The 12,181-nt window shown below is 57.8% G+C and carries 10 protein-coding genes, 2 tRNA genes and 1 pseudogene; 2 read left to right on the top strand and 11 right to left on the bottom strand.

All coding sequences use genetic code 11. From position 1 onward, the window contains the following. Positions 1-151 precede the first annotated feature (151 nt). Together AFE_RS04310 and AFE_RS04305 are read left to right on the top strand one after the other, a co-directional pair. Complete coding sequence (locus tag AFE_RS04310; protein ID WP_012536436.1) at positions 152-730, top strand: DUF4337 domain-containing protein; 579 nt, start codon at positions 152-154, stop codon at positions 728-730. A gap of 11 nt (positions 731-741) precedes the next feature. Next, the gene (locus AFE_RS04305; RefSeq protein ID WP_012536435.1) at positions 742-1,344 is read left to right on the top strand and encodes a phosphatase PAP2 family protein; all 603 of its coding nucleotides are present in this window, start codon (positions 742-744) and stop codon (positions 1,342-1,344) included. A 1,146-nt stretch (positions 1,345-2,490) separates the two neighbouring features. On the opposite strand, the pseudogene AFE_RS16710 reads toward AFE_RS04305, so the two are convergent. The 11 genes and pseudogenes from AFE_RS16710 to AFE_RS04250 form a co-directional block, all read right to left on the bottom strand. Continuing rightward, positions 2,491-2,874: pseudogene (locus AFE_RS16710) on the bottom strand (SurA N-terminal domain-containing protein); the annotation flags it as partial. Between the two features lie 217 nt (positions 2,875-3,091). Further along, positions 3,092-3,168, bottom strand: a tRNA-Asp gene (locus AFE_RS04295). An 11-nt stretch (positions 3,169-3,179) separates the two neighbouring features. Next, a tRNA-Val gene (locus AFE_RS04290) sits at positions 3,180-3,255 on the bottom strand. Positions 3,256-3,267: 12 nt separating this feature from the next. Then, entirely contained in the window at positions 3,268-3,540 is a 273-nt protein-coding gene (locus AFE_RS04285; RefSeq protein ID WP_012536433.1) for an HU family DNA-binding protein, read from the bottom strand. A gap of 243 nt (positions 3,541-3,783) precedes the next feature. Then, positions 3,784-6,219: an endopeptidase La gene (lon, locus tag AFE_RS04280; RefSeq protein ID WP_012536431.1), complete on the bottom strand. Its 2,436-nt coding sequence runs from the start codon at positions 6,217-6,219 to the stop codon at positions 3,784-3,786. Between the two features lie 88 nt (positions 6,220-6,307). Continuing rightward, positions 6,308-7,579: an ATP-dependent Clp protease ATP-binding subunit ClpX gene (gene clpX / locus AFE_RS04275; RefSeq protein ID WP_012536430.1), complete on the bottom strand. Its 1,272-nt coding sequence runs from the start codon at positions 7,577-7,579 to the stop codon at positions 6,308-6,310. An 18-nt stretch (positions 7,580-7,597) separates the two neighbouring features. Next, the gene (clpP, locus tag AFE_RS04270; protein ID WP_012536429.1) at positions 7,598-8,242 is read right to left on the bottom strand and encodes an ATP-dependent Clp endopeptidase proteolytic subunit ClpP; all 645 of its coding nucleotides are present in this window, start codon (positions 8,240-8,242) and stop codon (positions 7,598-7,600) included. 45 nt (positions 8,243-8,287) lie between these two features. Further along, complete coding sequence (tig, locus tag AFE_RS04265; protein WP_225487425.1) at positions 8,288-9,571, bottom strand: trigger factor; 1,284 nt, start codon at positions 9,569-9,571, stop codon at positions 8,288-8,290. Positions 9,572-9,644: 73 nt separating this feature from the next. Continuing rightward, positions 9,645-10,232 carry an orotate phosphoribosyltransferase gene (gene pyrE, locus AFE_RS04260; RefSeq protein WP_012536428.1) on the bottom strand — a complete coding sequence of 196 codons (588 nt, stop codon included), beginning with the start codon at positions 10,230-10,232 and terminating at the stop codon, positions 9,645-9,647. 66 nt (positions 10,233-10,298) lie between these two features. Continuing rightward, the gene (pyrF, locus tag AFE_RS04255) at positions 10,299-11,021 is read right to left on the bottom strand and encodes an orotidine-5'-phosphate decarboxylase (RefSeq protein ID WP_012536427.1); all 723 of its coding nucleotides are present in this window, start codon (positions 11,019-11,021) and stop codon (positions 10,299-10,301) included. Then, complete coding sequence (locus tag AFE_RS04250; RefSeq protein WP_012606683.1) at positions 11,018-12,172, bottom strand: tetratricopeptide repeat protein; 1,155 nt, start codon at positions 12,170-12,172, stop codon at positions 11,018-11,020. The genes pyrF and AFE_RS04250 overlap by 4 nt, the downstream gene beginning before the upstream one ends. Positions 12,173-12,181 lie beyond the last annotated feature (9 nt).

The raw sequence follows: 12,181 nt of genomic DNA, 5'->3' as shown, positions 1-12,181 counted from the left end.
GAATTGCGCGGATTATATCTGAGCAGGTTTCCTGAAGATATGGGCCTGCCGTGTGACTGCTAGGCAGAATTGCGGCGATAGAGGATAATTGCGGCGCCGCAGGGCCTTCCGGTTCCCTACGCCAACCATTCCAGTGAAAAGGACAAAATCCATGAGCGAATCTCTGCACACCCATGCCCCGCACGAAGAAGCCGCTCATGTGGCTGCCGAACCCCCCGCCCACAAGCATTCCCTCAGTCAGTGGGTGGCCATCTTCACCGCGCTGCTGGCCACCATCGGCGCGGTTGTCAGTTATCAGGGGACTCATCTGATGAACGAGGTGTTGCTGGCCAAGAACGAGGCGGTGCTGGAGAAAGCCAAGGCGACGGACCAGTGGAACTACTACCAGGCCATCAGCACCAAAGAGCACCTCATGCAACTGGCTGTGGATCTGACTCCGCAGAATCAGGCAGGGCCTTACCAGAAGGAAATCATCAAATATACGGGCCAGAAAAAGACCGTTCAGGCCGAAGCCCGGCAACTGGAGCAACTTTCCACAGCGGCCAATATGCGTTCGGAGCAATTGAACAAACCACATAACGATATGGCCATTGCGATGATCTTTTTACAAATCGCCATCTCACTGGCCTCTATCACGGCCTTGACTGGAAGGGTCTGGCTTTTCGGCATGGCCATGCTCAGTGCTCTGGGCGGGGTCGGACTTTGGCTTGTCGCCCTGGGTATGAGCTGACGTTGTCCACGATGCTCCCGCAGCCGGAATGGTATACATGGTACGGGTGGAATGACCGCATCTTTCTGGCGGTGAATCACCTGAGTGATACGCCGATGCTTTCAGCGGCCATGGAGATGGTATCGTGGGTTGCCCAGCCTGCTTATTTTCCCGTCTGGATGGCCCTGCTCGTGGTGATCTTCCGGCTAAGGCCCCTGACGCTGCCCTTTGCTGTTGTCTGGGATTTCGCCGTCGGTGAGTTGGCCGTGTGGCTGATCGTCGTGGCGCTCAAATCAGGGCTCGCTTATCCCCGCCCCGTGGTTGCACTTGGGTCTCTGTCGGTACATGTGGTGGGAAGGCCGGAATATTGGCACAGCTTTCCCTCCGGCCATGCGGCAATGGCCTTTCTGCTCGTCGGCAGCCTGCTCCTGGGAAAGGCCTCCAAAATCCTGTGGATACCCGCTGCGGTGTATGCGGTGCTGGTGGCATGGTCACGCATGGCGGTCGGCGCACATTTCCCCGCCGATGTGCTTGGCGGCGCCCTGATCGGTATGTTCAGCGCTGCGCTGGCCGCTCTGCTGCAACGGCTGACCGCCCCTACAGGTCATTCCCAAGACCGGGAAGGACGGCGATAGCGAACCGGGGATCAACGCGCAATCTGCGCCAACTGTGCATTGTTGATCTTCACCCTGGCATGTTCCCGCAAGTCCTTCAGATAGGCGGTCGACAGTAGACGGCCCCTTTGCTCCTCCAGAAGAGGCACGAATTTGCGCCGTCACTTTGGGATTTATGGCCGCTGCGGCAGGGGCAGTTACGCGTGTAACGGCAAAAATCTGGTAGCCCGACGACGTCTTCACCATATCCATGGAGGGGACACCGCCAACCGGTGCGGGCGCCGTGAAAGCCGCCTCCAACACCGCTTTATCCAACCCCAGCGCATTACGTATGGTTACATCGCGGTACGCATGCAGCGGATAGGCGCCATGGTCTGTCAGCATGTTCATATCTTTCGCCTGACGCGCCGCGGTCAGCAATGCCTGCGCTTTCTTCTGGGCCAGTTGCTCCGCCTTTTCCGTGCTTAGTTTTGCCGTAATGGCTCCTGCGACGGCACTCAGGGGTTGGACACTACCTGGCGTATAGTGAAGCAGATGCACCGCCAGCAAATCCCCGTTCGCCAAGGTGAGCGCCGTGCTATTTTTTCCGGCGAGCACCGCCTTGCTAAACGCCAGATCAAGCGCTTTGGCGTCGGAAAAAGGTCCTTTGGTAAGCACCTGGCCAGCGGTAAGTACGCCACTTTCCTGAACCGTCAGGCCATAGGCTTTGGCAACCGCGTTCAACCCATCGGGGCTGCTGAACAGGCGATCCTTGAAATTCTCCACTTGGGCCTGGAAGGCGTTTTCAGCAGAACTATTAACAGCAACAGCGGGATGTGGGGTCGCTACAGGGGGAGAACTGACCGCCGGGCTGGTCGGAGCGCCACTCTTGGCGACAAAATCCTTCGGCCCCAGCACCACATACTGTACCTGCACCTGCGCCGGCAACCGGAATTGATCCATGTGGGCATGGTAGTAATCGGCCACCTGGGTAGCCGTTGGCCTGGCGGCCGCAGCAAAGTCGCTATCCCGGATATCTACCGTGCTGACATCACGGTACTCCTGTGACCAAGCCCAAATCCGGGTGGCCTCGACCTTCGATGCCGTGGCTATAACCTGAGGAACGACTTGCAACTGCTCCAGACGCATGCTTTCCCGCAGCATGTCTTCAAACTGTGCCGGTGTCATTCCATTGGCAGCCAGCAATTTCTGGTAAAGATTTTTGGAAAAAGCGCCCTTCTCCTGAAAGGCTGGAATGGATTCGATTTTTTTCGCCAACGCAGCATCGGGCACCTGCAAGCCCAGACGACCCGCCTCCATGCCCAAAAGCATATTGTCAATCAAACCATTAAGCACCTCCAGACCGAAGCTCCTATCCGCCGCCATCTTCGCCGCCGTCGTTGCACCGAAAATATGGCTATAACGCGCCAGGGCATCTTTCATACGTTTCTGAAATGCGGCATCGCTGATCTTCTGGCCATCCACCGTCGCCACGACAGATGAGGTTGAGTGTCCGGAGAATAAATACCCGCTTACGCCCCAAAGCACGAAAGACAACGCGATTAAAACCATGAGTGATTTTGCCACCCACGATCTGCCGAAATTCCGAAACGTTTCCATCATAAATATATCCCCCGAAAACCGGAACACCAAAAAACAGGCTAAAGACGGCTCCAACAACTAATTTTAGAAAACACCTGAACAGTTCTATTGGCGGATATCGGTATTCACGCCACCGCGCAATACCGACATAAAAAAAGGCGCCCCAAAAGGGTCGCCTTACTCGCATTGGCGGGGCGGACGGGGCTCGAACCCGCGACCTCCGGCGTGACAGGCCGGCATTCTAACCAACTGAACTACCACCCCAATAAAATTGGTGGTGGGCGGTGAGGGGCTCGAACCCCCGACATTCGGCGTGTAAAGCCGACGCTCTACCAACTGAGCTAACCGCCCAAACCAGACGCGCTAGTTTACTGCATCACGCAACGCTTTACCAGCCTTAAATTTAGGCGTGCGACTTGCGGCGATCATGATTTCCGCGCCGGTAGCGGGATTACGGCCTTTGCGCGCCTCACGGCTGGAAACAAGAAATGAACCGAAACCGACCAGAGTTACCTGATCACCAGCCTTGAGCGCGTCAGTAACCACCTTGACAAGCGCATCCAGAGTATGGCCGGCGGCGGCACGGGTCACGCCAGCTTCTTCTGCAATCTTCTCGATCAACTCCGATTTATTCATATTTCTTTCTCCTGTTATGGACTCGGTTACTAGGTATAACTGCGCATCAACTCTATCCAGAAAACGTTAGAGCAGGGTAAAAAAAGGATTGTCAAGAAAGTGCATAAAATGCCCAACGTCACAAAGGACGGCCAGACCTTCCCACCGGAATCATCACCATCAGGGACATCAACATTGGATATCGCCGCATTCTGGACTCGTTCTCCGTTATTAAAATTGCGGGAATGAGCCCTCATATCGCCTCTAATGTGCCATGGCCTTGTCCTCGGAAGACTCTTTGCCGGGCACCACACCAACCAGCACGTCGCCGCCGCTTTCAGGCGGCAAAGGTGTCGGCGAAGACTCCAGCGCGATCGCCAGAACCTCGTCAATCCACCGCACCACCTTGATGGTCAGCGCATCACGCACGTTTTTGGGGATTTCCTGCAGATCCTTTTCATTCTCCGCCGGAATCAAGACCGTACTGATGCCGCCGCGATGTGCCGCAAGCAACTTCTCCTTTAACCCACCGATGGGCAGGACCTCGCCGCGCAGCGTGATCTCCCCGGTCATGGCGACCGTGGCATGTACCGGAATATTGGTCAGTGCCGATACCAAGGCAGTGGCCATGCCGATGCCTGCGCTGGGCCCGTCTTTTGGCGTGGCGCCTTCCGGCACATGGATATGGAAGTCATGGTTCTGGTAAAAATCTGCGGGAATGCCCAGCGCCCGCGACCGCGCACGAACCACACTCATGGCCGCCTGGATGGATTCTTGCATGACATCGCCCAGCTTACCGGTGATCAGCAGCTTGCCGCGACCCGGCACGACCACCGCCTCGATACTCAGCAACTCACCACCCACCTCAGTCCAGGCCAGTCCGGTGACCTCACCGATACGGTTTTCCTTTTCCGCCTTGCCAAAGTCGAAGCGGCGCACCCCGAGATACTTGTCCAGATTGCGATCCGAAACCTGCACACGCGTGCGCTTTTTGTCGAGCAGGAGTTCCTTTACCACCTTCCGGCAAATGCGTGCGAGTTCCCGTTCCAGATTACGCACACCCGCTTCCCGCGTGTAGTAACGGATGATATCCCGGATGACGGTTTGGGACACCTGCATTTCCCCGTCCTGCAACCCCGCCTTTTCTATCTGCTTGGGCAGAAGATACTTGGTGGCGATGTGGATCTTTTCGTCTTCGGTGTATCCGGAGATCCGGATTACCTCCATGCGGTCCATCAATGGGGCCGGGATATTGAGTGTGTTCGCCGTGGTAACGAACATCACCTCGGACAGATTGAAGTCCACTTCCAGGTAATGGTCGCTGAACGTCGCGTTCTGCTCGGGATCCAGCACTTCCAGAAGCGCGGAGGCCGGATCCCCCCGGAAATCCATCGCCATCTTATCCACTTCATCCAACAACATCAGCGGATTGCGCGTAGCAATCTTGGCCAGGCTCTGGATGATTTTACCCGGCAGGGCCCCGATGTAGGTGCGCCGATGTCCGCGGATTTCCGCTTCGTCGCGCACACCACCCAAGGACATCCGCACGAATTTACGTCCGGTCGCCGCAGCGATGGAGCGCCCCAGGCTGGTCTTGCCCACGCCGGGGGGACCCACCAGACACAGGATGGGACCGCGGCTGTTGCCGACCCGTTCCTGTACGGCAAGATATTCGAGAATGCGCTCCTTGACGTCTTCCAGGCCGTAATGATCCGCATCGAGAATGGCCTTGGCCCGCTTGAGATCCTTGGTGATTTTGCTGCGTTTACGCCACGGCACCCCCACCAGCCAGTCGATATAGTTGCGCACCACGGTTGCCTCTGCCGACATGGGGCTCATCATCCGCAGTTTTTTCAACTCGGCGTCGGCCTTGGCCCGTACATCCTTCGGCATCCCAGCCTTGTCGATTTTACGTGCCAGCTCATCCAACTCACCACCGCCCTCTTCGGACAGATCACCCAGCTCTTTCTGAATAGCCTTCATCTGCTCATTCAGATAATACTCGCGCTGACTCTTTTCCATCTGCCGCTTGACCCGACCGCGGATGCGCTTTTCCACCTGCAGCAGGTCGATTTCAGACTCCATCATGCCCAGCAGATGCTCCAGCCGGGCGCGGGTGTCCGCCTTCTCCAGAATTTCCTGCTTTTCTTCGAGTTTGAGGCCGAGATGGGCCGCAACGGTGTCGGCCAGTCGTGCGGGATCATCCATGCTCGCCAGGGTGGATAGAATCTCCGGGGGGATTTTTTTGTTCAGCTTGACATAGGCCTCGAACTGGGCGCTGACCGAACGCATGAGCGCTTCCAGCTCACGATCATTTGCCGCACCACTGGCCACGATCTGTACCTGAGCGCGCAGGGATTCCTCCGCCGGCAGGAAAGATACGATTTTAGCCCGGTCCGTACCTTCGACCAGCACCTTGACCGTACCATCGGGCAACTTGAGCAACTGCAGAATCGTCGCCAGCGTACCGATCCGGTAAATATTCTCCGGTTGAGGGTCATCGTCCGCGGCATTTTTTTGCGATACCAGCAGAATCTGCTTTTCACCAGACATCGCATCTTCCAGGGCGCGAATCGACTTTGCCCGCCCCACGAAAAGCGGGATTACCATGAACGGAAACACCACAACATCGCGCAGAGGCAACACCGGCACCATCTGTGCTTCCTCTTCCACCAGGAGACTTCTATCGATTTTGGCCACGGTCTACTCCAAAAGCAGGTGATTACTACCAATAGCAACGCAGATGGGGTCGTCGATGGGGCATTTCAAGGACTATCCCCGCCCGGCTTCAGGCCGGATGAGACATATCCACCTTGGCAGCATCATCGTAAACCAGCAGCGGCTTCGTGCCGCTTTCCACGACGGCGGCATCCACCACCACCTTTTTCACGCCACTCATAGAGGGCAATTCGTACATCGTATCCAGCAGAATCTGCTCAAGAATGGAACGCAAACCACGTGCCCCGGTCTTGCGGGCCAGTGCCTTTTTGGCAATGGCGCGCAACGCCTCGGTGCGGAACTCCAGGGTCACGCCTTCCAGGGCAAAAAGCTTCTGGTACTGCTTCACCAAGGCATTCTTTGGATCGGTGAGGATGGAAATGAGGGCCTCTTCGTCCAGCTCTTCCAGCAGCGCCAGAATGGGCAGACGCCCGACGAACTCCGGAATCAGGCCATAACGCACCAGGTCTTCCGGCTCCAGATTCTGCATCAGCATGGCGGCGGTCGCTTCCTTGTCGCGGCGCTTGAGGGGCGCATTGAAGCCCATACCGCCCTTCTCCAGACGCGCGGAGACCGACTTCTCCAGACCCGCAAAGGCACCACCACAGATGAAGAGGATATGCCGGGTGTCCACCTGCAGGAACTCCTGTTGCGGGTGTTTGCGGCCGCCTTGTGGCGGAACCGAGGCCACCGTCCCTTCAATCAGCTTGAGTAACGCCTGCTGCACGCCTTCACCGGAAACATCACGGGTGATGGAGGGGTTCTCGGACTTGCGGGTGATCTTGTCGATCTCATCGATATAGACGATGCCGGTCTGCGCCTTTTCCACATCGTAGTCACACTTCTGCAGCAGTTTCTGAATGATGTTTTCGACATCCTCACCGACATAGCCGGCCTCCGTGAGTGTCGTGGCATCGGCCATGGCAAAGGGCACGTTCAGGAGGCGCGCCAGGGTCTGCGCCAGCAGGGTCTTGCCCGAACCGGTGGGGCCGATGAGCAGGATGTTGCTCTTATCCAGCTCCACCTCATTGTCCTTGCCGCCATGTTCCAGTCGCTTGTAATGATTGTAAACCGCCACGGACAAGACTTTTTTGGCAACATCCTGACCAATGACGTAATCATCCAGCGTTTTACGGATTTCCATGGGCTTGGGCAGCTTGTCCTGAGCCTCGCTGTGGTCGTCCAGTATCTCGTCCTTGACGATGTCATTGCACAACTCGATGCATTCGTCACAGATGAATACCGAAGGACCGGCGATCAGCTTGCGGACTTCGTGCTGGCTCTTGCCACAGAACGAACAATAGAGCGTCTTTTCCCCGCTTCCCTCATGCTTTCCAGCCATAGCTGTTCTCCTGCCTGTTCAGGCGGTCTCGTTTTCACCGCGATGACTGATCACGGCGTCCACAAGATGGTAGGTTTGGGCCTCTTCGGCCGACATGAAAAAGTCTCTGTCGAGATCCTGCTCGATGCGTTCCCGGCCCTGCCCGGTATGATGGACCAGAATATCATTGAGCCGCTCCCGGATACGCAGAATCTCTTTGGTATGAATTTCGATATCATGCGCCTGCCCCTGAAAACCGCCGGAGGGCTGGTGCAGCATGATCCGTGCGTTAGGCAACGCATAACGCTTGCCTTCGGCGCCGGCGGCCAGCAACACGGCGCCCATGCTCGCCGCCTGACCGATGCAGACCGTACTGATCTTCGGGCGAACAAACTGCATCGTGTCATAAATCGCCATGCCAGCCGTGACAGAGCCTCCCGGGCTGTTGATATATAGCGCGATATCTTTATCGGGATTTTCCGCCTCCAGAAAAAGCAACTGGGCGACCACCAGGTTGGCCATCATGTCTTCCACCTGGCCCACCAGAAAAACCACCCGCTCCTTGAGCAGACGGGAGTAAATGTCATAGGACCGCTCACCGCGTCCGGTCTGCTCGACCACCATGGGCACATATCCCAGCCCCTGTACGGCGGGCGCCATCTGGTCTCCAGTCTGTTTCCACATAATCCATGCTCCTGTCTGTTGACACGGGCCAGCGTCGGACACCGGTTATTCCGCGTTTGTTTCACCTGTCGGCGCCCGGCCGATGAGCTGGTTAAAGCTGACGGCCTCGTCACTCACTTTAACACGCTCCAGAAGCCATGCCACCACTTTGTCTTCCAGCACCAGGGCTTCGGCCTGCTCCATCTGCTCGGGATTACTACGGTACCAGCTTATGAACTGTTCCGGGTCTTCATACTGCTCGGACATATCCCGGATAACCTGAGTGACTTCCGCCGGGGATGCCCGCAGCTTTTCACGCCGGACGATTTCCGACAACACCAGGCCGAGCACCACCCGGCGCCTGGCCAGCGCGTCCAGATCGCCACCGGCCGCTGCATTGGCGTCTTTTTGCAAACGCTCCAGCTCCTGCCCGATCATTTGCCTGGGCAAATCGGGGTGGTTGCTCGCCACTACCAGGTCCAGAATCTGCGCTTTTACCTGGCCGCGGCTGATCCGCTGCGCTTCACGTTCGAGATTTTCCCGCACTTCCTGCCGTAATACGGCAACGTCTCCATCCTCGATACCCAGCGCCAGGGCAAAAGCCGCATCCACTTCGGGCAACTGGGGCGCCGCCACTTCCCGGACCTGCAGATGGAACTGGGCGGCTTGGCCGGCGAGCTCCGCCACATGATATTCTGCCGGAAACTGCACCGCGACGGTCCGGTCTTCTCCCGCGGACATCCCCAGCAATCCCTGTTCGATATCCGGCAGCAAGCGGCCGGAGCCCAGCACCACGGAATAATTAGTCACATCGCCACCCGCCATGGGGACACCATCGATGGTCCCCTGAAAATCCACGGTGACCCGATCTTCGTCCTGGGCAGGACGCTCGGCGGACACATAAAAACGCCGCTGCTGACGCATGATATCTATGGTGGCATCCACGTCAGCATCCGTCACTTCAGCCGTCTTGCGGATAACGGTGGCGTCCGGCACCTGCGGATCAAATTCGGGATATACCTCTACCACGGCCGTAAACACGAGGTCCTCGCCGCGGCCACCTTTCTCGACCTGCACTTCCGGTCTTCCAACCGGACGTAAAGATTCGTCACGCACCGCCTGAGAATAGCGTTCGTTGATAAGATGGTCGAAGGTCTCCATCAGGGCATCGGAACCATAATGGCGTTCGATGAGTGTCATGGGCGCCTTGCCGGGCCGGAAACCCGGCAAACGTGCGGAGCGGGCCTTGTTACGCAGACGCTGGGAAACCCCGCTCTCCACTTCGCTGGCGGGAATGGTCACATGGATGTGTCTTTCCAGAGGCGCAGCCTCCGGTGTCGAAATTTGCATGAACTGATCCTTCTTTTGCATTTTATCTAAGCCTATACGTCGATAGTAAACACAAGCCGCCCGCCCCTCAAGGTCAGGACAGACCACGGCTCCCTGGTTTGACGGGCGTTCCACCTGCCGCGCAGAGAGGGCAGGCGGCAGCTTCCCAGGTAAGCACGGGGAGCTTCAATAGGGGGAAAAATGGTGCGCCGTCAAAATCGCTGAATCCCGAACTGCGGTCAATGATCGCTGATGCCGCCAATACCTGCCCACCTGCTGCGGTAACAGCCGCCATACATTCCCGCGTCGAGCCCCCTGTCGTCGTAATATCTTCGACCACCAGGACACCCTCACCCGGCGCCAGCACAAAGCCCCGGCGCAGCACCATCTGCCCGGCTTCCCGTTCGGTAAACAGGCTGCGTACCCCCAGCGCACGGCCGCATTCGTAGGATACCAGAACCGCACCCATGGCTGGCCCCACGACACAGGAGATGCGCCGCCGCAGATCATCAGGAATACCCGCCACCATCGCCGCACACAGTCGCGCAGCGTGCCCAGGATATTGCAGCACCCTGGCCGACTGCAGGTAGGTATCGCTATGCAGCCCGGAGGATAACAGAAAATGTCCATGGAGCAGCGCCCCGTCTTCTTTGTACAGCGCCACCACTTCGTCTGCAGTCACAGTAATTTCTTCTCCATGGTTAGTATGATGCGGGGGACAGCCATAGCACCGCCTCCATCCGGCATATCAGCCGGGTTCCCGCGAATCGCCGGGTTTAGCCACCAACTCATTCAATATCTGGCCGAGAGCCCGCGCCGGGTCCACCGCAGCCGTGACCGGCCGGCCTACCACCAGAAAGTCCGAACCCGCTGCCAGTGCCGCCGCAGGCGTCATGATACGTCGTTGATCGTCCTCCGCGTACTGCGCGGGTCGAATCCCCGGAGTCACCCGCAGAAGCTCAGGCAGCACATTGCGCAGACGGTCCGCCTCCAGCGCGGAACAGACGAGGCCATCCAGTGCACATGCCGCAGCCAGTGTCGCCAGACGCCCAACCTGCTCCACCACCGAACTGTTCACCCCTACTTCGTGCAGCGCGTCATCGTCCATACTGGTGAGCACCGTCACCGCAATCAGAAGCGGGCGCCGGGTTCCGCCGCCGTCTTCCACGGCTTCACGCGCTGCGCGCAGCATGGCACTACCACCGCTGGCGTGAACATTGAGCATCCATACGCCGAGCCGGGATGCCGCCCTGCAGGCTTTGGCAACAGTCTGCGGGATATCGTGAAACTTGAGGTCCAGGAATACGTCGAAACCCCGTTCCTGCAGACGCTCCACAATGGAGGGGCCACTTGCAGTGAAAAGTTCCTTGCCTACTTTGACCCGGCACTGGGCGGGATCAAGTTGATCCGCCAAAATCAGGGCATCGCGTTCATCCGCATAATCCAACGCAATGATGAGCGGAGAAATCACAAGCTGCACCCTCCGGAAAAAGTGCCCCACTGACGGCAACTAGGGCAACGCCAATAATACTGAGGACTCTGATAACCACAGGACTGACAATGGAAAACCGCCGGTTCTACCGAAAGTCCTCTGACTGCCATCGCCATAACGGGATACAATGTTGGATCTGGCGCCTCGGGATCCAGTTCCAACAGAACCTGCATCACCCGCATGTCCGGCTGCCGCAATAGCAGATGCCTTAAATACGTTGTCGCCGCCAAGGTTCCTTCAACGCCCTGCAGGGCATGCGCCAGAAGTTTTACCGCCAGCGGCGAACGACACATATTCAACAGGCGTTCCCGTGCCTTTTGCGCATCCACGCCATTCGCAACATGTGGTAAAACGCTCAAAAATGGTTCCAGAACCAGCAGGACTACGGACTCCACCCGAGAATCCAGCAGTTTTCTCCAGAGATCGAAGGCATCGTCCCAGTTCTGCCGGTCAAAGGCGATACGCCCGCCGACCACCAATGCCCGTGGATTCTCCGGGTCCTCCTTGCGCGCCATCCCTAAAAAGACCCCTGCCTGCTCTGCTTTTCCCGCGAGCAAAGACTGCTCGGCGAGCTCACCGTAGAGCATGGCAATCACCGGACGCTGGCCCTGCGTACCCGTTTTGTGCAACTGCTGACGCACGGCGATAGACTTGGCCCACTCGCTGCCCAGTTCGTACAACTCGGCAAGCGTGGCAAGGCCCTCCAAATGGTCGGGTTGACGATCCAGTAGTTCTTTGAGGATGGACTCGGCCCGATCGAGAATCCCGGCCTTGAGGTAATCCTGTGCAATCTCGAAGAGTACACTCTGCCGCAAATCAGATGCCAGCGCCGGCTGATCCAGAAGGTACTGATGTACCCGCAAGGCGCGCTCCAACTCTCCGCGGCGCCGGAAGAGTCGCCCCAAGGCGAGTAGAATATCAACGCTTTCGGGGTGTTGCCGCAGGGCATCCAGAAAAACCTCCACCGCCTCATCATTGCGCTCACTGAGGAGATGGTTGAGTCCCTGAATGTAAATTTCGGGAATCGTGTCCGGGACATCCGGCACAGGTTTTCGCGGAGAAGTAACCCGACCGATCCAGACGCCCAGCGCGATCGCCAACAGCAGGACGAGGACGACGACGGTATCCACCACGCCGAA

The organism is Acidithiobacillus ferrooxidans ATCC 23270 (assembly GCF_000021485.1).
GTDB classification, from domain to species: domain Bacteria; phylum Pseudomonadota; class Gammaproteobacteria; order Acidithiobacillales; family Acidithiobacillaceae; genus Acidithiobacillus; species Acidithiobacillus ferrooxidans.
Note: the sequence above shows the minus strand (reverse complement) of the source record. Positions and strands in the feature narration are given on the sequence as shown.

Coding starts and splice junctions, on each gene's coding strand:
- tig (WP_225487425.1), bottom strand. CDS start 9,571: ATGCAAATTTCGACACCGGAGGCTGCGCCTCTGGAAAGACACATCCAT.
- AFE_RS04310 (WP_012536436.1), top strand. CDS start 152: ATGAGCGAATCTCTGCACACCCATGCCCCGCACGAAGAAGCCGCTCAT.
- AFE_RS04285 (WP_012536433.1), bottom strand. CDS start 3,540: ATGAATAAATCGGAGTTGATCGAGAAGATTGCAGAAGAAGCTGGCGTG.
- clpX (WP_012536430.1), bottom strand. CDS start 7,579: ATGGCTGGAAAGCATGAGGGAAGCGGGGAAAAGACGCTCTATTGTTCG.
- clpP (WP_012536429.1), bottom strand. CDS start 8,242: ATGTGGAAACAGACTGGAGACCAGATGGCGCCCGCCGTACAGGGGCTG.
- AFE_RS04305 (WP_012536435.1), top strand. CDS start 742: ATGCTCCCGCAGCCGGAATGGTATACATGGTACGGGTGGAATGACCGC.